A 20020-nucleotide genomic window follows, 5' to 3' on the forward strand; every position below is an offset into this window, starting at 1 on the left:
TCGCCGTCGGCCGCATCCGGCGGCCGAACTGACTTCACGTGGACAAAGCCCTCCCTGGCCTTTGTCCACTGTGGCGACCGCGGGAAACGCCGAGGGTTTCCCGGGTCGCCGTCGGCCGCATCCGGCGCCCGAACACGTTTCCACGGGCTGTCATGCGTTCGCCGACAAAGCAGGTTTCAGGGCTCCGACTGACGTTGACGTCGGAGCCCGGGCCGTCCTATCTCCCCATCCGCAGCGGCGTGTCGTTCAGGCACCCCTCGGACGCGGGAGCAGGATCATGAGCGCGAGTCGGGTCCCGGATCGCGGCGGTCGTTCGGCACGCGGTCACGTCGCGGTGGTCCACACCCTTCGCGAGCACCTGGCACTGCCGGGCGCCGTGCTGGCGCTGCTCCTGCTCGGAACGGCCTCCGGTTGCCGCAGTGGCGCGGGGGCGATGTCGGGCAACCGGTGGTGGTCGTTCGGCGGCACGAAGGGCCTCTCGACGTTTGCCTCCAAGGACGGTCAACCCGACCCGGTCAAGCCGTCGGCCGTCACCGCTCCCTACCCGACCACGGGGACCCCGGCCTCGTACGAATTGGCCGAGACGGCTCCGGCCAGCCCCGCCACGTCCCAGGCGGTGACCTACGGCGCGACTCCGCCCGCCCCCGCTCCCGCGGCGCCGGCCTTTGTCGATGCCAAGCCCGCCTCCGCAGCGGCCGCGCCATCGGCGGCGGGGAATGCGACGCAGGTCGGCCCCTACGCGATGCTCCCCGCCGCAGCACCGGTGAGCCCGGCCCCGGCTGCCCCCTCGAACGCATTTCCAGAAACCGCCGGCTACGAGCCGGCGAGGCCGGCATCCCCGCCGGTGGACACCGCGTCGCGCTGGACATCCCCCGTGCCGCCGGCTGCCAGCCCTGCTCCCGTATCGCCGGCCGCGACCGAAACGCTTCCGGGAAGCTTCGCCGGCGCCGCGGCGGCTGCCGCTCCGGAAGGCGCGGTCGCAGGCGCCGTGGCGGCAGGCACCGTCGCCGATTCGCACCCCGGGTCGCGTTATGCCGCCACGACCGGGAGCCGGTTCGGTGGCTCACCGGGTGCGTCTCCCGCACCGGAGGCCTTCACGCCGGCGCCGAGCAGCGTGCCGGCGATGGCACCTGCGGCAGCCCCGGGGGTGCCCGAACCGGCCGTCGCTCCGGCGGCGGTTCCGACCGGTCCCCCGCCCGGGCTTCCGGCCAGCGGCACCGATCCGCTCCGCGGCATCCGCCGCCCCGACCCCGGCTATCGGCCCGGGGGCACGTCGAGCTACCAGCCCGGCCGGGTGAACCTCGCCGACGCCGCTGCGCCCGCCGACGTCCGCTCGGCTGCGTACGGGCTGGAATCAACGCCGCCGCGCGACGAGTGACGGCGGGGCGGTGGGCCGGGCCCTGGCATCGGACTGGCGCTGCCACAACGAAGCCTCGCTCGGGCTCGACAGAGGGGGAAGCCCCCCGCGCCTCTGCCCTCGCATCGACCCGCAGCACGGGGCGACGGGCCGATGCGAGGGCGACGGCGGAGGGGCTTCGCGGGTCCCTGGTTCCGGGAAACACGGCGCGCCCTGGCTGCAGATTCGGTCGGGGGCGTGGTCGCCTTCGCGACATGCGTGCGCGACAATCGGGCGATGCAGCGATTGGCGGGGCTCTGCCGACGACCGTGGTCCCGCCTGCCGGTGATGCGGCGAGGGCGGCGGGTTGACGTCTGGAGCGGGCGCATGTGTGGGCACAGCCGGTCGCGGACGCGGTGCACGCGGTGCTTGCTGGGCTTGCTGGGCGCGCGGTGCTTCCTTGGCGTGCTGGTCGTGCTGTTCTTGTTTGGTCTCTTCCCTGGTCTCTTCGGCGGCACCAGCGTGTGCACGGCCGACGACGTCGCCGGTCATGTTGCCGGTCGCCTGGTTCTCGACCGGGCCGGGTGGCGGGTCGAACGGCTCGGGCCCCTCGTCGATCTCCCGCGCACCGCACGCGCTTCCGACGGCAGCGAGGTGGCGGTCAGTGGCGTGAGCGGCATCACCTGGCTCGGCGGCGACCGCTATGCCGCCGTGATGGACAACGCGCCTGCGCTCGTGCGCGTGACGGTGGCGTTCGGACCGTCGGGTGAATCCCGCGCGCCGCCGGTGGTCGAGGCGCTGCCGCTCGGCGCGAGCCACGACTACGAGGACCTCGCCGCCTGGCCGCCGCCGGCCGAGGACGCGGCCGACGATGCAGTCGTCAGGCGGCTGTTCATCGGCGAGGAGGACACGCCGGCGGTGCGCTCCTGCCACTGGCCGACGCCGGCCCTCGACGGGGGCCTGCGGCTGCCGGCCGTGTTCCGCCGGCGCCGCCCCAACCGCGGTGTCGAGGCGGTGGCGGCCGACCCGGACGGCGTGCACGTCTGGGCGGCCAACGAGGAGGCCCTCGAGACCGATGGTCCGGCGCCCACCGCCGACTCCGGAACCGTCGTGCGGATCGTGAAGATGCCGATCGCCGTGCCGGCGGAGCCCGCTCGGCAGGCGGCCCAGACGGCCTATCCGGTCGCCCCGCCACACCGGTTCGTCGGCGTCTCGGGAATCGCCGTCCACTCGGGGGTCGTGGCGCTGGTGGCCCTCGGCTCGGGCCGCCTGCTCGTCCTCGAACGGGCCGGCTGCCCCGGCTTGCCGCCGTTTTCCAACCGCATCACGCTCGTCGATACGACCACCGCCCCCGACGTGGCCGCGATCGACCGCGATCTCGACCGGCATCCCGACGCCCAGGTCGCCCCGGTCCCGCTGTGGGTGGGAACGGTGCACGCCAACCTCGAGGGGCTGTGCCTCGGCCCGCCGCTCCACCCGGGGCGGCTGCTGCTCGGTGTCACCGACGACGGCGGCGGGGGCCTGCCTTCGGCGCTGGTGGCGTTTCGGCTCCTCGGCCCGGAGGAAGGCACGCCGGAGCCGAACCGCGGCGAAGCGCCGGCGGCGGACCGGGAGGCCGAGAGCCCCCCTACCAGCCCATGACCATGGTCGACTCGATCACCTTGCGGGCGCGGTCGAGGTCGTCGCCGGTCTCGTGCATGTAGAGCCGGATGGCGTGGACCTTGTCGCCGGACGCACGCGACAGGCATTCGCGGGCGGTGTGGCAGGGCCGCTCACGGGTCGGCGACAGGCCGAGCGCCGACTTCGAGATGACCCAGGTGTCACGCGGCCGTCGCGTCAGCCGGAGGACCCGCTCACCGGGGTAGGCCTCCTCGACCACCGCCGAAGCCGTCGCCTCGTCCGGCGCCCACGAGATGATGATGTGGGCCTCGGTTTCGATCTCGAACAGCGGCATCGATGGTCCTCCACGAAAACCTTACGGCCTCCCCTAGGCGCCCGTCAATTGTCGTCGGCCGTAGAAGGGGGCTACCATGACGCTGACTTCCGCCGCCAGGTCGCTTCCAGGCCCCGAGGACGTTGCCGGCATGCAGTACGACCGCGACGGTTTCCCGATTCCCGCCCGCTTCGAGCCCCCCACGCAGGACGACGGCGGCTTCCCCGCCTGGACCGCCGACGGCGGCCGGCACCGGCGGACGACGGCGCTTGACCTCGCTCCGGCCGGCGATCGCGCGACGGCCAACCCCGCGTCGGGCCGCCGCTCGGGCGGGATCAAGAGGTCGCTGATCGCCATCATGCTGCTGTTCGGGGTCGTCCCGGCGCTGTTCGGGCCGTCGCTGCTGTCGACGATCGGCCCACTGATCGTCGAGTGGTCGTGGGAGCGGTCGCTCGAGTTCGAGGCCGACGACGACCTCGCGACGGCTCTCGTCGAGATCGATCGGGCGATCGCCTGGCACGGCACGGAAGACCAGCAGTTGCTCTGCCGGCGGGCGTGGCTGCGCCTCCATGCCGGCGATGCCGCCGGCGCCGTCGACGACGCCCGGCGCGCCGAAGCGGCAGCGCCGCTGCGAACGGCGCCGCTCCGAATCCTCGGCCTGGCCGAGGTCGTCCGCGGCAACTACACCGAGGCCCTGGCGACCGCCCGCAGGGTGGTCGGCAGCCGGCGCGATCCCGTCTCCCTCAACCACATCGCCTACCTGCGGGCGCTGGCCGGCACCGAACTGCCCGAGGCCCTGGTCGACATCGACGAGGCGATCGGGCTCGAGGGCCCGGCGGTCTCGGCCGACATCCTCGACACCCGGGGCTTCGTCCTCCACCTCCTCGGCCGCGACGACGAGGCCCTTGAGCAGATGGAGGAGGCGCTGGCCAGGCAACTCGCCGAGCGGCAGAGGATGCGGCTGGCGGCGGGCCGGGGCGGCGTCTCGGTGATCGAGGCGAGGCTGCGGCTGCGGGAAATCGAACAGGGGCTGGCGGTGATGCACCAGCACCGCGGCCTGATTCACAGCCGGATGGGAAACCACGACCTCGCCGAGAAAGACTTCGCCACGGCGCGGATCAAGGGCTTCGACCCGTCGCGCGGCGTGATGTGAAGCGCCGGGACCGATGGGCGACCGCTTTTTCGCCGGCCCCGTGCGCCGTGGCCGAGGGTTTCCCTGCGCGGCAGTCGCTCGGTATACTCTTTTCCGCGGGGCAAACGCCCAGCGGCAGATCGGTCTGCCGTGGTTTGGGGGTGTAGCTCAGTTGGTTAGAGCGCCAGCCTGTCACGTTGGAGGCCGCGGGTTCGAGTCCCGTCACCCTCGCTTTTCTCGCCGGCTCTTGCTCCGCCGGCCGCGGTCGATCGTCGCCTGACGATGACCGCCTGACTTCAGTTCGCCGGCTCGCCGAGCGCTCACTCGAGCGGTTCGAGCCAGGCGCGGATGTCGTTTTCGTATTCGCTCGCCAGACCGCCGACGATCAGCTGGCGGTGGAAGCTGGCCGCCCCCTCCTTCGCCAGGTCGGCATCCTCGGCGCCGGGAAAGCGCCGGTTCGGGTCGGGGGCGATGAGGCGGCGGAGGAATCCCATCAACAGCTCGTTGCAGGCCACCTCCGACGGGAGCAGGTTCGGCAGCCGGTGGACGAGCGACCGCTTCGCCTCGAGCAGGTCGCGGTAGGAATCGAGCCCGGCGAACGGCGGCCGGCCCGAGAGCATCTCGACGAGCACGTAGCCGAGGCTGGCGAGGTCGGAGCGCGGGGTGATCTCGCGCCCCTCGAGCACCTCGGGCGCCGCGTAGGCCGGTGTGCAGGTGCGGTTGGGGGGAATGTCGTCGAGGGCCACCGCCGAGCCGATGTCGATGATCTTCGCGTTGCCGGTCCGCTTGACCATGATGTTGGAGCTCTTGATGTCGCCGTGGACGACGGCGTCGCGGTGGAGCGCCGCCAAGCCCGCGAGGCACTCGCGGACGATCGAGATCGCCACCCCCGGCTTGAGCCGCGACTGCTCCGGGCCCGGCGTCACGATCACGTTGTTGAGCGACCGCCAGCGTTCCTCGTCGACGCCCGCCCGGGTCCGTTCGAGGAACCCGGGGGCGAGCAGGCAGGAGAGGTCGAACCCGTCGACCCACTCCATCTCCATGATCCGGATCCGTCGCTGCTCGACGAAGTTGTGGACGTCGAGGAGGTTGTCTTGCTGGATCAGGGCGACGCGGGCCGAGACGGTGGCGATCCGCGCCATCGCCTCGTCGTACGCCGCCTCGGTCTCGTAGCGCTCGGGCGAAAAGATCTTCAGCGCCACCGGGAGGGTGAAGTTGTCGGTCCCCTTGCGGGTGGTGAGGAACACCACCCCCTGCCCGCCGGCGCCGAGGCGGCGGATGAGGTGGTGGTATTCGGTCCAGTTGAGCCGGCCGACCGAGATCACCTCGCCGTAGCGGGAGAGCAGCTCGTCCGGGCAGCGCGTGGTGCTGCTCCCGGCGAGCGTGATCGTCGGCCGTCCCTCCTGGAAAATCGTGGTGGTCATGGTCGGGCGTCCGGGCCGGGCTGCCCCTCGGTGGATCACGTGTCGCCGCGCGGTGCCGCCGCCGTCGCCGAGGCACGGGAAAGCGCCTCTGCGGGCGGCGGTGGAAAGCCGAGCCGTTTGTCGACGAGGTTGCGGACCTCCTCCCCCCGGAGGTACCGCCGGAGATTATCGCAGAAAAAGTCGGTCATGGCATCGATCCGCCAGGCCGCCTGGCCGCCGACGTGCGGCGTGATGATCAGCCGGGGGGCCGTCCACAGCGGGCTGTCGGGGTGCGGCGGCTCGTCGGGGGTGACGTCGAGGGCCGCCGAGTCGAGATGGCCGCTCTCCAGGGCGGCGACCAGGGCGCGCTCGTCGACCACCGCACCGCGGGCGGTGTTGACGAGGATCGCGCCGCGCCGCAGCCGCGACAGCGCCGTGGCGTCGATGAGGTTCGTCGTCGCGGCGGTCAGCGGGCAGGCGAGGAACAGGACGTCGGCCGCCTCGAGGAGCCGCGGCAGGCTGTCGGGGGGGCCGAGGAACTCGACCTGCGGCGGGCGCCGCACCGGGTAGTGGTCGGTGGCGAGGATCCGCACCTTGAACGGCGCGAGGACCTCGGCGAGGCGCCGACCGTTGCCCCCCAGGCCGACGATCCCGACCGCGGCGCCGGTGAGATCGCGCGTCGGCCGGCGCGTGAAGTCGCGGGCGCGCTGCTGGTCGAGGAACAGCGGCAGGCGGCGGGTGCAGGCGATCGCCAGGCCGACGGTGTGCTCGGCCACCTGGTCGGCGAGCACTCCCGACGCGCTGCTGACGAGGATCCCCGACTCGACGACCGAGGGCACCAGGCAGTGGTCGAGGCCGGCGGCGCTCGACTGGATCCAGCGCAGCCGGCCGGTGCGGACGACGTCGTCCCAGGGGACCGGCACCTTGGCATGGCCGCAGAAGACGTCGGCCGCGGGGAGCTCGGCGGCGACGTGCTCCTGCCCGGCATCGACGATTTCGGCCCCGGGCGCCGCCGCGGCGATCTGGCGGAGGTGGTGCGGTTCCACCGGATAGCAGAGCACGATGCGCATCGAAAGCCCTCGGTTCGTCGATCGCCGCGACACGTGCCGCCGCGGCGGCGGACGGTTCTCGCACACCCTGCCGCCGCCGCCAACCTCGCCCGCGGCAGCGTTCGACCCCCCTTTCCGGCGGCGGCCTGAGCTTGCCCTGACGCCGAATCATGGTTCAATTGACGTTTACGGCCGCGTGATCCACCCCGGGTGGCGTGCCTGGCCGGCCTGTCGGGCGTGGGCCGGGCGGCATGTCGAGCGGCAGTCGCGCGGGAGGCGTTGGCACGTTCATGCGGTCCACCTGGCTGGCGATCGCGGCCCTGGCGTTCCTCCGGATCGTCGTCGGCCTCCATTTCTTCCTCGAAGGGTTCCATCACCTCCGCGACCCGCAGTGGTCGAGCGCGGGCTTCCGGCGCGCGGCCGTCGGACCGTGGGGGGATTGGTTCCGACGCGATCTGCCGCAGACCGGCGATTGGACCGGCACGCTCGGCGCCGCCGACGGCCGCTCGGCGGCCGCTGCCACGGCGGCGTGGAAGGAGAGCGTCGTCGCCGGCTGGAAGCGCCTCGAAGCAGCCCGCGCCAGGGTGCTGCCCACCGATCGCCAGGCGGGGATGACCGCGGCCCGCGAGGCGGCCGTCGCCGAGCTCGACGGCTACCTCGAGGGGATCGAGCCCGACCTCGCCGACTACCGCCTCGAGGTCGCGCGCTTGACGGCGATGGAGCAGGCCCCGGGGGCCCGGGAGATCCCGTTCGCCCGCGAGCGCCTCGCCAAGAAGAAGCGCGAGCTCGGCGGCAAGGCGACGGGGTGGATGAACGAGGTCGAGGCGCTCGGCAAGAAGCTCGAGGCCACCTGGGATGCCGCCCTCCCGGCGGCCGACGTCGCCAAGGTCGCCGCCGCCCGCGAGCCGTCGCGGCTGTGGCAGGCCGACCGGTTCGTCGGCTGGTCACTGCTCACGATCGGGGCCTGCCTGATCGTGGGATTCCTCGTGAAATTCAACGCCATGGGGGGCGTGTTCTTCCTCGCCAGCGTGATCGCCTCGCAGCCCTTCTGGGTGCCCGGGGCCCAACCGACCTATGATCAATGGGTGGAGGCTGCGGCGCTTTTGGCCCTCGCCACCCTGCCTGTCGGTGGATGGAGCGGACTCGACTATTACCTCAAGGCCTGGTGCCCGTGGTCGGGCTGCCGGGCCGGCACTTCCGGAGACGCGCGACGATGAACCTGTCGGAAAGCCAGAAAGCGATCGGCAAGGACAACTTCAACGACGCCATCGCCGTCACGCGGCGCGACTTCCTCGGCGGTGCCGTGGCCGCGGGGATCGCCAGCGGCGCCGGGCTCGGCTCGATCTATTTCGGCTACGGCGCCACCGTCGGCAACCCGCTGCGGATCGGTGTCCTCGGCACCGGCGACGAGGGGAGCGTGCTTCTCGGGGCCCACACCCCCGACTTCATGCAGGTCGTGGCGATCGCCGACATCCGTCCCTACAACGTCTTCCGCGCCTTCCACGGCGACGTCTCGAGCCCCAGCGCCCTGGCGGCGCGGCCGGGCCTGATGGCGAAATACAAGTGGTCGAGCGAGGACGAGGCGCGCAAGCACGTCAAGGTCTACGGCGCCTACGAAGAGCTCCTCGCCGATCCCGACGTCGAGGCTGTCGTCATCGCCCTGCCGCTGCACCTCCACGCCCCGGCCGCGATCAAGGCGATGCGCGCCGGCAAGCACGTGCTCACCGAGAAGCTGATGGGGCACTCGGTCCACGAGTGCAAGGAGATGGGGCGCGTGGCCCGCGAGACGGGCAAGCTCCTCGCCACCGGCCACCAGCGCCACTACAGCATCCTCTACGACAACGCCGTCCACACGATCGGCAAGGCGAAGCTGCTCGGCGACCTCCACTCGATCCGCGCCCAGTGGCACCGCGGCAACCTCCCCGGCAACGATTCCTGGAAGCCGCCGATGCCGGGCGACGAGGCGTCGCTCAAGAAGCTCGCCGCGTGGAAGAAGGAGCTCGAGTCGGCCAAGCCATCCGACATCGACAGCCTGCAGAAGAGGATCGCCCAGGCCGAGGCCCAGATCCTCGACCGCGACCTCGACGCGACGAAGTACGGCTACTCCGAGGCCAAGCTCGGCGACGGGTCGACGCGGACGCCGCTGGAAGAGCTGATCCGCTGGCGGCTGTGGAACCGCACCGGCGGCGGCCTGATGGCCGAGCTCGGCAGCCACCAGCTCGACGCCGCCGGGATCTTCGTGTCGGCGATGCACGGCGAGGGGAAGAAGGTCAAGCCGCTGTCGGTCACGGCCGTCGGCAACCGTAGCATCTTCCCGGCCGACCGCGAGATCGACGACCACGTCTACTGCATGTTCGAGTACCCGGCCCCGGGCTACTTCGACGCCGACGGCAAGGTCGCCGATGCCAACAAGAAGATCGTCGTCACCTACTCGTCGATCAACGGCAACGGCTTCGGCGAGTATGGCGAGGTGGTGATGGGCACCAAGGGCACGCTGGTGCTGGAGCGCGAGCAGGAAGTGATGCTCTACAAGGGCTCGGCGAAAGACACCCGTGTCACCGTCGCCAAGGCCAAGGACGGCACGCCGACGCTCGACACCACCGAGAGCGGCGGGAGCTACGCGGCGGGTGCCAAGGGGGGTGGCGGTGGCGACTCCGGTCCGCCGTCGCGCGGCTACACCGAGGAGCTCGAGCACTGGGCGTGGTGCGTCCGCAATCCCGACCCGGCCAACCAGCCGCGCTGCAAGCCGGAGGTGGCGATCGCCGACGCGGTGATCGCGCTGACGAGCAACATCGCGCTGGCCAACCCGAGCACGCGGGCGCGGATCGAGTTTCAGCCGGAGTGGTTCGACATCGCCAGCGACGAGACCCCCGAAGGCGTCGTGCCCGACACCAACCGCGACCTCTACAAGGCCTGATCGGCCGCGCGGCGGCGTCGCGGTCGTCGAGGCACCGCGCCAGCGGTGCGGGCCGCAGTGGGAGCACGGGCATGCAGTGCCGTGGAGCGGTGGCCGCGGCCCCTCCGGGCGCGTTCACGCTGGTGCCGATCCCGTTTGCCAACCACTCGGCCGCGTGGGTGCTCCGCGACCTCCCCGAGCGCGCCCGGGCCCGGGAATGGCTCCGCGGCGTGATCGGGCCACGGGGCGAGTGAGCCGAGGTCGCCTCGCAGGTCTGTCGAGGGTTGCGGCCCTATCGCCGCCCGGGATGTGTTCCGCGGGCGGTTGTTCAATAAGTGTATATATGTACACTTCTTTGACTGCCCCGGGCGATTCCGCCGTCTTTCCTTCGAGGTCATGCCCCATGCCAATCCGCCAGAAGGTTCCCGCGGAGCTTGCTCACGAAATTCGCAGCGAGCTCCTGCCGCGGCTTGCCGCGCTCGGCGTTGCGCTCGTCCAAGCCGACTACTCGGGCTATCAGGGCAAGGGGGGCATCGACATGCTCGGTTTCATCGACCAGGCAGGCGCACCGATCGACGTCGAGCAGGCCGACCCGTTCCTCACAAGTCATGTCCGGGATGTGCTCGCAGAGTTTCTGCCGGATGGCTTCGAGGAAGCCGAGGGGGGCCAGGGAGATCTGCTCCTTGAAGTGTCGACGGGTACGTTCCGGCTCGACCACGAACGCAACTTCATCTCGACCCGGAGCAGTTCGCGCGAGTGGACGGTCTAGTTCGTCGTACACGCAGTCTGCCGATGGCAGCGCGCGGCAGTCGCCCCGGCTGGCGATGTGAATGACTGGCTAGGCAGTTCGTTTTCGGCCGCGGCGGCGGCGAGGCGCATGGCAGGCTCCGGGGGGCAGCGTCAGCCGATGTCGAGGAGGCGCGCCAACGCCGCATCGGCCGGGAGATCGAGGAGCCGGCGCAGTTCGGCCAGCTCGTCGATCGACAGCGAGACGAACACGACCGGGTCCTGGACCGCGTCGGGATCGACCAGCCGATAGCCGACGACACGCCCCTCCTCCACGATCGGCGCCCGGCCGTAGCCATACATCATGTTGTCGACCGCGTCGAAGAAGCCGGCGAGCGTGACGGCGTCGGGCCAGGGGCGGCGGACGTAATACAGCTCGATCACGTCCTTCCAGAAATGGGGCACGAACGCCGCCGCCACGTCGGCCCGGCCGACCCGGCCATACGAGGTGCCGGCGATGCAGGTCGGGAGAGCCGCGACCGATCGGCCCGCGGCGGTCGCGAGGCGCTCGAGCGCGGCGCCGAGGTTGGTGAGGAAGTCGGCGCTGTAGCAGTCGTCGCAGATGATCACCACGTGGCCGAGGTCGAGCGGGCTCGAGGGGGCGGCAGCGGCGGCGCGCTTCGTCGCGCCTGCGACGAGCGCCGCGGCGACGCGCTCCACCGGGATCGAATAGCTCTGGATCTCGTCGGGCAGGCCATGGCCGAGGACGATGATCGTCGTCGGGAGAGGCGCTGCCGCGGCGGCTTCGAGCGCCGCGAGGAAGGAATCGGCGACCGCGGCGAGCGGCTCGCTGCCGGTGCGCTTGAGGACGGTGGCGCTGGCGCCATAGGCGTCGGCCAGGGCCGTGACCTCCTTCGGGGTGAGCCCCGGATCGGGATCGAGCAGGCCGATGATCCGCCGGCCCGTGCCGATCACGACGTCGTCGGCATGGGCGTCGCGGAGGCGATCGATGAACGCGGCCAGGGCGGCGAGCTTGTCGGTGCGCGCGGTGGCGTCGAGCGCGGCGAAGCGCTCGGCGTGGACGGTGGCGAGGTGGGCGAGAGCCGGTTCGATCTGACGGTAGTGGCGGTCGGAGATGTCGAGCCGGGCGCGGACGAGGGCGCTGGTGTCAGCGTCGAACCAGGACGGGGGCTGGTCGCCGCGGGTGCGGACGGCGGGGAGCAGGAGGAGGCAGAGGGCGAGGAGGCACGGGGCGCGGGGGGGCATGGTGGGGAGAGGGTTTGGGGAGAGGGGGCAGCGGCAGTGTACGCGGCGGGGTGCCCTGCTCCGCTGCGATGTCCAAGCCTGCAAGCCTGCAAGCCTGCAAGCCTGCAAGCCTCCAAGCCTGCAAGCCTCCAAGCCTCAGCTCGGGCTCTGCAGAGGGGTACGCCCCTCGCGCCTCTGCCCTCGCATCGACCCGCACGAGGTTGCGACGGGCCGATGCGAGGGCGACGGCGGAGGGGCTTCGCGGGTCCCTGGGATGATCGGATTCGGGGCTTCGCCGGCCAGGGGATGATCGGGTTCAGGGCTTCGCCGGCCAGGGGACGATCGGGTTCAGGGCTTCGCCGGCCAGGGGACGATCGGGTTCAGGGCTTCGCCGGCCAGGGGATGATCGGGTTCGGGGCTTCGCCATGGCAGGGCTCGGGGAAACGTCGTGGCGTCGTGGCGTCGTGGCGTCGTGGCGTCGTGGCGTCGCGGCGTCGCGGGTGGGCCGTGGGGTGGCCTTGGGGCCGCGGTCGGCCGGAGTCTGACGGCCAGGGAATTTTTTCCGGTGCGCGCGTTGACGACGGCACTCTCGACGGATAGTGTACGACTGTACATATCCAAGGGATGTAGCCATGCCAGTCGCCGAATATGTGCCGCCACCGCCCAGGGGAGACGCAGGTGGTGGATTGGCAGGTGGTGGATTGGCAGGTGGTGGATTGGCAGGTGGTGGATTGGCAGGTGGTGGATTGGCAGGTGGTGGATTGGCAGGTGGTGAGCTGGCAGGTGGGGAACTGGCAGGTGGTGAGCTGGCAGGTGGGGAACTGGCCAGCCTCCCACTGCCCCAGGCGGGTAGTGAGCGGCTTGCCAACTTGACCGGCTGGTTGGCCAGCCAGGGAATTGGGCGGGGAGTTGTTCAGGGAATTTCCCAGGGAGTAGGCCAGGGGGCGGGCGAGGAACGACACGACTCCGCGGGGCGGCGGGAGGTGGTGCCGACGGGGTTTGCCGCGCTCGATCGGTTGCTGCCCGCCGGCGGTGTGCGACGCGGCGGACTGATCGAGTGGATCGATCTGATCGAACGGGGCGGCGAGGCCGTCGCTCCACCGGCCGGGAGATCGGGCTCGGCGGATGGCAGCCGTTGTCTTCCCGCCGGCGGAGCGACGGCGCTGGCCTGCGCGATCGCCTGCCGGATCGCGGAACGGTCGGACGGAGGCGCGATCATCGTCGTCGACCGGCGCGGATGGTTTCATCCGCCGGCCGTGCTGCCCTGGCTCGGCGACCGGGAGAGCAGCCTGTATGTCGCCCGGCCGGCGCGAGAGGCCGACGAAGTCTGGGCAATCGATCAGGCCCTCCGCTGCCCCGGCGTGGCAGCCGTGATCGGTTGGCCAGAACGCGTCCACTCCACCGCCCTGCGGCGCTGGCAGCTGGCAGCGCGCACGACCGGCGCGGTGGGGCTGCTCGTCAGACCGTCTTACACCCGCCGCGATCCGACCTGGGCCGAAGCCCGCGTGGCAGTGAAGCCCGTCGCACTGCCGCTGCCCGTTGCGGAGTCGGCTACAGGGCGAGTTGCAGTGGCACGCCAGACCGATCTCGCCATCCGCCGGCTGCGCCTCGCGCTTGTCGGCGGCCCCTGGTGCGGTGACGAGACGGTGGCAGAGCAACAGGCCGACCTGCTGCTCGACATGCGCTGGGGTAAAGAGGGCTGGGGTAAAGAGGGCTGGGGTAAAGAGGGCTGGGGTAAAGAGGGCTGGGGTAAAGAGGGCTGGGGTAAAGAGGGTTGGAGCTGGGGAAGAGAAGGTTGGAGCCAAGACGCCGGCCGGCAGGCATGGCGCATGGTCGGTGCCGCGCCCGAGAGCCGGCAGCCGGACGCGGCCGAGAGGCAGCGGGCCCACGAGCGCTCGCGAGCCGGCGAGGATCCGCCGGAGCATGGAAAGGAGCGGGTGTCGTGCCGCGCTTCATGACGATCTGGCTGCCGCGCTGGCCGGTGCAACGCCGGTTCGTCGAGCAGCCGCAGTGGCGGGCCGCGCCACTCTTCGTCTGCCGACAGCGGCACACGGGGGTGATGACGGTGGTGTCGTGGTGGCTGCCGCCGCTGCCCGACGCACCGCGAGGAGCGGCGCGAGATCAATCCGGTGGCATCGTGGCGGGGATGGCGCTGGCCGAGGCGATGGAGGTGCTGGCCCGCAGCCGCGGTGTGCAGGCCTGCCGCAGCGCCGTGATCGATCCCGACGATCCGGTGGCCGACCGCGAGGCGCTCGCGGGGCTGGCCCGCTGGTGCCGGCGGTTCGCACCGGTGGCGGCGGTGGAGTACGGCGCCGACGGCGGGCGCGAGCCAGCCCGGTCGCAGGGATTCCAGCCGGAATGCATCCATGTGGATGTCGGCGGCACGGCGGGATTTTTCGGCGGTGAAGAGCGGCTGGCACGGCTGGCGGTGTGGACGCTGTCCGGGCGCGGGTTCCATGCCCGCACGGCGATCGCCGATACCCCTGCCGCCGCCTGGGCCGCCGCCCACCACACCAACCGACTCGCGGAGATCGGCTGCCGCGGTGCCGCAGTTTCCGGCAGCCGGCGCGGGGGTGGCGGCACGGCGGAGGGAACGCCCACCGCAGCGCACCACGGCGACCGCCGACCGGCCGATAGCGCGGTCGCGCGACCGGTCGATCAGGAGGGCAACGGCGACGGCGGGCCCGGTTCACCGGGAGCACGTGGCGTGAGCAGCTCGCGGGGATCATGGCCAGCACGGCCAGACAGCTCGTCGCGGCGCTTCGCGGTCGTGCCTGCCGGGGAGGCGGCTGCGCTCCTCGCGCCGCTGCCGGCCAGCGCCCTGCGGCTCGACGAGTCGGATCTCGAGCGGCTTGCAGAACTGGGGATCGACACGCTCGGCGGCGTGCTGCGGCTGCCGCGGAAGGAACTGGCCGCCCGGTTCGGCACGACGTTGCCGCGGCGGCTGGCGGAATTCAGCGGAGCCCGCGCCGAGCCGCTCGCTCCTCCCGAGGCCGATGCCTTGCCACAGGCGCGGCATGCCTGGGAGGCACCGGTGCTCCTGCGCGACATGCCGCGCGACATCCTCGAGCGGATCGTGGAGCGGCTCGTCGCCGACTGCGTGGCGCCGCTTGCCGCCGCCGGGCACGGGATCACGGCGCTGCAGGTGCGCCTCGAACGGCCGCGCTGGAACGGCGGCGCCGATGCGGCCATGGCGGAGGGGCCGACGGTGATCGACGTCGGGCTCTACCGGCCGTCGGCGGCGGTCGCGCACCTCACCGACCTGGTGAGCCTGCGGATGGCACGCGCCCCCCTGCCCCGGGAGATCGACGCCGTCGCCGTGGAGGTGCTGGCGGCCGGCCGGACGACGGCCAGACAGCGGCTGCTGTTCGACGGCGCGGCGGAGGCGTCGCAGGCGCAGGTGGGGATGCTCCTCGACCGGCTCTCGGGGCGGCTCGGGCGCCGGGCCGTGTTCGCACCGCGGATCGTCGCCGATGCCCAGCCGGAGCATGGCTGGATGGCGGCGCCGCCGCTGGTGCCGGCGCGGGGCGGTGGCGCGAGCGACCGGGGGCCGCGCGCAGCGCGCACGGCCGGGGAGCGGCCGCACGGCATGGCGACCGGCTCGCGCCGTGCCGCGCGGCGCGAGCACCGGTCGGCACCGGGAGTGGACTGGAAGCCTGCCGCCCAGCGCCGCCCCACGTGGCTGGTGCCGCGGCCGCGGCGGCTGGAGGTGGTGTCGGTGGTGCCCGATGGTCCGCCCGTCCGCCTCCGCCGGCAGGGGCGGTGGGAGCGCGTGCTCCATGCGCAGGGGGCGGAGCGGATCGAGACGGCCTGGTGGCGCGGGGCGTGCGTCCGCCGCGACTACTGGATCGTGGAGGTGGAGTCGGGGGAGCGGTTGTGGATTTTCCGTCGGCTGCCCGACGGGGCGTGGTTCCTGCACGGGCTGTTCGCATGAGCGACCGGGAGCGAAAGGGGCGTGATGATCGAGCCTGACTACGCGGAGCTGCACTGCCGGAGCAACTTCTCGTTTCTCCAGGGGGCGTCGCACCCCGAGGAGCTGGTGCAATCGGCCGCCGCGCTCGGCTACCGGGCGCTGGCGATCACCGACCACGCGACGCTCGCCGGGATCGTGCGCGCCCATGGGGCCTGCAAACAGGCGGCGGCCGACCGGGCGGACGGCGCCAGCCTGCGGCTGGTCGTCGGGGCGGCGCTCGAGCCGCTCGAGGCGGCCGGGCTGGTCGTGTGGGCGGCCGATCGGCGCGGCTATACCAACCTCTGCCGGCTGCTGACGCGCGGCCATGGTGTGGATCCCCTCAGCGGTGATGTCACGGCCCCCGGCGGCCCCGTCACCGGCGGCGGCGTCCCCTGCCGGATCACGGTCGACGACGTCGCCGCCCATGCCGAGGGGCTGCTGGCCGGCGTGCCGCTGGCCGCGCTGTGGGATGGCGCCGCGGCGAACGTGCCGGCGGCGCTCGAGGCGGTGGGGCGCTGGCGGGAGGTGTTCGGCGAGCGGCTGTGCTGCCTGGCGGAGGTGGCCCGCGAGGGAGACGATGCCGCGCGGCTCGCTTGGTATGGCGCGGTGGCCCGGCAGGCGCGGGTGCCGGTGGTGGCCGCCGGCGACGTCCGCTGCCATGTCCGCGCCCGGCTGCCGCTGCTGCATGCCCTCACGGCGGTGCGCCACGGCGCGACGATCGAGGAGATCCGCGGCCGGCTCGTCGCCAACGGCGAGCGCCACCTCCACGAGCGCCTGCGGATCGCGGAGCGCTTCGCCCCCCTGCCGGGAGCCGTCGCGCGCTCGGTGGAATGGGCCGGGCGCTGCACGTTCACGCTCGACGAGCTGCGCTACGAATACCCCGAGTCGGTCGTGCCGCCGGGGCGGACGCCGCAGGAGCATCTCGGGCGGATGGTCTGGAAGGGGGCGCGGCAGCGCTATCCCGACGGCGTGCCGGAGAAGGTCCGCAGGCTCATCGGCCACGAGCTGGCGCTGGTCGCCGAGCTGGGCTACGAGGCCTATTTCCTCACCGTCTTCGACATCGTGCGCTTCGCCCGGCGCCGCGGCATCCTCTGCCAGGGGCGCGGCTCGGCGGCCAACTCGGCGATCTGCTACTGCCTGGGGATCACCTCGGTCGATCCGGCCCGGCTCGACGTGCTCTTCGAACGCTTCATCAGCCGCGAGCGGCGCGAGGCCCCCGACATCGACGTCGACTTCGAACACCAGCGCCGCGAGGAGGTGCTCCAGTACGTCTACCGCACCTACGGACGGACGCGGGCGGCGATGACCGCCGAGGTGATCTGCTACCGCCTCCGGTCGGCGGTCCGCGACATGGGCAAGGTGCTGGGGCTGTCGCTCGACCGCGTGGCGCGGATCGCCGAGGTGCTCGACGTGGCAGACGGCGTCGGCCAGTTGCCGGCCCGGCTGACGGAGGCAGGACTTTCGCCCACGGGCGCGACGGGCAGGAGGCTCGTCGCGCTCGTCGGGCAACTGGTCGGCTTTCCCCGGCACCTCGGCCAGCACGTCGGCGGGATGGTGATGACGCGCGGGGCGCTGTGCGACCTGGTGCCGATCCAGCCGGCGACGATGGACGGCCGCACGGTCGTGCAGTGGGACAAGAACGATCTCGACGAGCTGGGGATCCTCAAGGTCGATTGCCTCGCCCTCGGGATGCTCACGGCGATCCACCGGGCGTTCGACCTCGTGGCGGAGCATGGTGGGCCGCAGCTCACGCTGGCCACGGTGCCGGCGGAGGATCCGGAGGTCTACGAGATGATCTCGCAGGCCGACACGGTGGGGGTGTTCCAGATCGAGAGCCGGGCGCAGATGAGCATGCTGCCGCGCCTCCGGCCGCGCTGCTTCTACGACTTGGTGATCGAGGTGGCGATCGTGCGCCCCGGGCCGATCCAGGGAGACATGGTCCATCCCTACCTGCGGCGGCGGGCGGGGGAGGAGCCGGTCGACTACCCCAGCGACGCGATCCGCGAGGTGCTCGAGAAGACGCTCGGCGTGCCCCTCTTCCAGGAGCAGGCGATGCGCCTGGCGGTGGTGGCGGCGGGGTTTACCCCCGGCGAGGCCGACCAACTGCGGCGCGCGATGGGGGCCTGGCGGCGGCCGGGGGTGATCGACGAGTTCCACCGCCGGCTCGTCGACGGCATGCGCGCCCGCGGCCTCTCGGAGGAGTTTGCCGAGCGGGTGTTCAACCAGATCCGCGGGTTCGGCGAATACGGCTTCCCCGAGTCGCACGCCGCCAGCTTCGCGCTGTTGGTCTATGTCTCCGCCTGGCTCAAGCGGCACCATCCGGCCGCGTTCACCGCGGCGCTGCTCGGCAGCCAGCCGATGGGGTTCTACGCGCCGGCGCAACTGGTCCGCGACGCCCGCCAGCACGGCGTGACGGTCTTGCCGGTCGACGTGAACGCCAGCGGCTGGCACGCCGGGCTCGAACGGCTCCCCCGGCGCGGGCAGCCAGGGCCGGCGATCCGGCTGGGGCTCGAGCAGGTGCACGGCCTCGGTGAGGAGGCGGGGCGGCGGATCGAGGCGGCCCGGCGCCAGGGGGCGTTTCGGTTGGTCCACGAATTGGCCAGGCGCGCCAGACTCGACCGCGAGCACCTGCTCCATCTGGCCCGTGCGGGGGCGCTCGAGTCGCTGGGGCTCGACCGGCGGCGGGCGGCGTGGGAGGCGATGCGGCAGGTCGACCGGCCGGAGGAGCGGCCGCTGTTCGCGGGGCTCGGCGCTGCCGACGAAGACGAAGTCGAAGCCGACGCGCCGGCCGGCGGGGCGGCGCCATTCGCCCCGCACGCGTCGGGCCTGTCCGGGGCCGACGCCCCGGCGGCGTTTCTGCCCGCACTGGCGGCGCGCGACGAGGTGATCGCCGATTACCGCGCGGTCGGTCTGTCGCTGGCGGCCCATCCGCTGGCGTTCGAGCGGGCCTGGCTGGCGGAGCGCGGCGTGGTCACGGCGGCGCTGGCGGCGGCGGCGCCCGAGGGGCGGCGGGTGTGCGTGGCGGGGATCGTGCTGGTGCGGCAGCGGCCGGCCACCGCCAGCGGGATGATCTTCCTCACCGTCGAAGACGAGACCGGCGCGGCCAACGTCGTCGTGCGCCCGGCGGTGTGGGAGGCCGCCGATCCGGCGACGCGCCGGGCGGCTGTGCTCCTGGTGCACGGCCGGATCCAGCGGCGCGGCGCGGTGGTCCATCTCCTGGCGACGCGGCTGGAGCCGGCGGTGCCGGGGAGGGCGGCCGACGGGGCGGATGCCGCCCCGCGCGGGGTGGCGGCGACGAAGCCGGCACTGCCGCGCATGTCGCGCGATTTTCGCTGACTCTCCCGGCCGGAGCCGGCGCCCCATCGGCTACAACACTCCCCATGGCCAGCCCCGCCGCGCTCGAGACGACGAATCTCCCCCTCGGCCCCGTCCACCGGGGGAAGGTGCGCGACTGCTACGCCTGGGGCGAGCGGATGCTGATCGTGAGCACCGACCGGATCAGCGCCTTCGACCGGGTGCTGCCGACCCCGATTCCCGGCAAGGGGCGCGTGCTCACGGCGATCTCGGCGTTTTGGTTCGACTTCCTGTCGCGCGGCACCGACCCGATCCCCCACCACCTCATCACCACCGACGTCGACGCGATGGGGCTACCGGCGGGGATCGACCGTGAGCCGCTTCGCGGCCGGACGATGCTCGTGAAGCGCGCGGCGGTGGTGCCGTTCGAGTGCGTGGTGCGCGGCTGGCTGGCCGGGTCCGGGCTGGCGGAGTACCGCGCCGGCGGGAGCGTGTGCGGCGTGCCCCTGCCGCCTGGGCTCGCGGCCGGCGACCGCCTCCCCGAGCCGATCTTCACCCCGGCGACGAAAGCCGTCACCGGCCACGACGAAAACGTCTCCTTCGCGACGATGGCGGCGGCAATCGGCGGGGAGCTCGCCGACCGGCTGCGGCGCCGGAGCCTCGACGTCTACGGGCGCTGCGCAGCCCACGCCGTGGCCTGCGGGATCGTCGTCGCCGACACGAAGTTCGAATGGGGGCTGACTCCGGACGGCGACCTGCTCTTGGTCGACGAGGTCCTGACGCCCGACAGCTCGCGGTTCTGGCCGGCCGATCGGCTCGAGCCGGGGCGGGTGCCGGAGTCGTTCGACAAGCAGTTCGTGCGCGACTGGCTCGCCGCCAGCGGCTGGGACAAGTCGAGCCCGCCGCCGCCGCTGCCCGCCGAGGTGGTGGCCCGCACCGCCGCCACCTATGCCGAGGCCTGCCGCCGGCTCACCGGCACCGTGCCGCCGGGGATGGCGTGACAGTCGCCGCGGGGGGCGGAGGGCGCCCGATTCCCGCGCCCGGACCGGGCCGC

Annotated in this window: 13 protein-coding genes, 1 tRNA gene and 1 pseudogene; 11 read left to right on the forward strand and 4 right to left on the reverse strand. The window is 72.6% G+C overall.

Going from position 1 to position 20020, the window contains the following annotated elements:
- The first annotated feature begins 277 nt into the window (after positions 1 to 277).
- Positions 278 to 1378 carry a hypothetical protein gene (locus FJ309_15155; protein ID MBM3955926.1) on the forward strand — a complete coding sequence of 367 codons (1101 nt, stop codon included), beginning with the start codon at positions 278 to 280 and terminating at the stop codon, positions 1376 to 1378.
- 132 nt (positions 1379 to 1510) lie between these two features.
- Positions 1511 to 2977 carry an esterase-like activity of phytase family protein gene (locus tag FJ309_15160; protein MBM3955927.1) on the forward strand — a complete coding sequence of 489 codons (1467 nt, stop codon included), beginning with the start codon at positions 1511 to 1513 and terminating at the stop codon, positions 2975 to 2977.
- On the opposite strand, the gene FJ309_15165 is transcribed toward FJ309_15160, so the two are convergent.
- Positions 2964 to 3290: a hypothetical protein gene (locus FJ309_15165; GenBank protein MBM3955928.1), complete on the reverse strand. Its 327-nt coding sequence runs from the start codon at positions 3288 to 3290 to the stop codon at positions 2964 to 2966. The genes FJ309_15160 and FJ309_15165 overlap by 14 nt on opposite strands.
- Positions 3291 to 3366: 76 nt before the next feature.
- Here FJ309_15165 and FJ309_15170 point away from each other — a divergent pair, with 76 nt between their 5' ends.
- Both FJ309_15170 and FJ309_15175 read left to right on the forward strand, forming a co-directional pair.
- Complete coding sequence (locus FJ309_15170; GenBank protein ID MBM3955929.1) at positions 3367 to 4422, forward strand: tetratricopeptide repeat protein; 1056 nt, start codon at positions 3367 to 3369, stop codon at positions 4420 to 4422.
- Positions 4423 to 4558: 136 nt separating this feature from the next.
- Positions 4559 to 4632 (forward strand) — tRNA-Asp (locus tag FJ309_15175).
- Between the two features lie 89 nt (positions 4633 to 4721).
- Here the strand turns inward: FJ309_15175 and FJ309_15180 are convergent.
- Together FJ309_15180 and FJ309_15185 are read right to left on the reverse strand one after the other, a co-directional pair.
- The gene (locus tag FJ309_15180) at positions 4722 to 5825 is read right to left on the reverse strand and encodes a serine/threonine protein kinase (protein ID MBM3955930.1); all 1104 of its coding nucleotides are present in this window, start codon (positions 5823 to 5825) and stop codon (positions 4722 to 4724) included.
- Between the two features lie 35 nt (positions 5826 to 5860).
- The gene (locus FJ309_15185; GenBank protein ID MBM3955931.1) at positions 5861 to 6874 is read right to left on the reverse strand and encodes a D-2-hydroxyacid dehydrogenase; all 1014 of its coding nucleotides are present in this window, start codon (positions 6872 to 6874) and stop codon (positions 5861 to 5863) included.
- Positions 6875 to 7143: 269 nt separating this feature from the next.
- Here FJ309_15185 and FJ309_15190 point away from each other — a divergent pair, with 269 nt between their 5' ends.
- The 3 genes from FJ309_15190 (at position 7144) to FJ309_15200 (ending at position 10518) form a co-directional block, all read left to right on the forward strand.
- On the forward strand, positions 7144 to 8070 hold the full coding sequence (locus FJ309_15190; protein MBM3955932.1) for a hypothetical protein: 927 nt from the start codon (positions 7144 to 7146) through the stop codon (positions 8068 to 8070).
- Positions 8067 to 9770, forward strand: coding sequence for a Gfo/Idh/MocA family oxidoreductase (locus tag FJ309_15195; protein MBM3955933.1), 1704 nt, complete (start codon positions 8067 to 8069; stop codon positions 9768 to 9770). The genes FJ309_15190 and FJ309_15195 overlap by 4 nt, the downstream gene beginning before the upstream one ends.
- A gap of 382 nt (positions 9771 to 10152) precedes the next feature.
- Positions 10153 to 10518, forward strand: coding sequence for a hypothetical protein (locus FJ309_15200; GenBank protein ID MBM3955934.1), 366 nt, complete (start codon positions 10153 to 10155; stop codon positions 10516 to 10518).
- 131 nt (positions 10519 to 10649) lie between these two features.
- Here FJ309_15200 and FJ309_15205 read toward each other — a convergent pair whose 3' ends face one another.
- Entirely contained in the window at positions 10650 to 11741 is a 1092-nt protein-coding gene (locus tag FJ309_15205; GenBank protein MBM3955935.1) for a hypothetical protein, read from the reverse strand.
- A 671-nt stretch (positions 11742 to 12412) separates the two neighbouring features.
- Between FJ309_15205 and FJ309_15210 the strand changes: the two are divergent.
- The 4 genes and pseudogenes from FJ309_15210 to FJ309_15225 all read left to right on the forward strand — a co-directional run bounded on the left by FJ309_15210 (position 12413) and on the right by FJ309_15225 (position 19967).
- Positions 12413 to 12490 (forward strand): annotated as a pseudogene (locus FJ309_15210) (XRE family transcriptional regulator).
- Between the two features lie 1172 nt (positions 12491 to 13662).
- Entirely contained in the window at positions 13663 to 15654 is a 1992-nt protein-coding gene (locus FJ309_15215) for a hypothetical protein (GenBank protein MBM3955936.1), read from the forward strand.
- Between the two features lie 24 nt (positions 15655 to 15678).
- Positions 15679 to 19008: a DNA polymerase III subunit alpha gene (gene dnaE / locus FJ309_15220; protein ID MBM3955937.1), complete on the forward strand. Its 3330-nt coding sequence runs from the start codon at positions 15679 to 15681 to the stop codon at positions 19006 to 19008.
- A 44-nt stretch (positions 19009 to 19052) separates the two neighbouring features.
- Positions 19053 to 19967, forward strand: a complete 915-nt coding sequence (locus FJ309_15225; GenBank protein MBM3955938.1) for a phosphoribosylaminoimidazolesuccinocarboxamide synthase — start codon at positions 19053 to 19055, stop codon at positions 19965 to 19967.
- Positions 19968 to 20020: the final 53 nt, after the last annotated feature.

It is taken from the genome of Planctomycetota bacterium, assembly GCA_016872555.1.
Taxonomy (GTDB): Bacteria; Planctomycetota; Planctomycetia; order Pirellulales; family UBA1268; genus F1-20-MAGs016.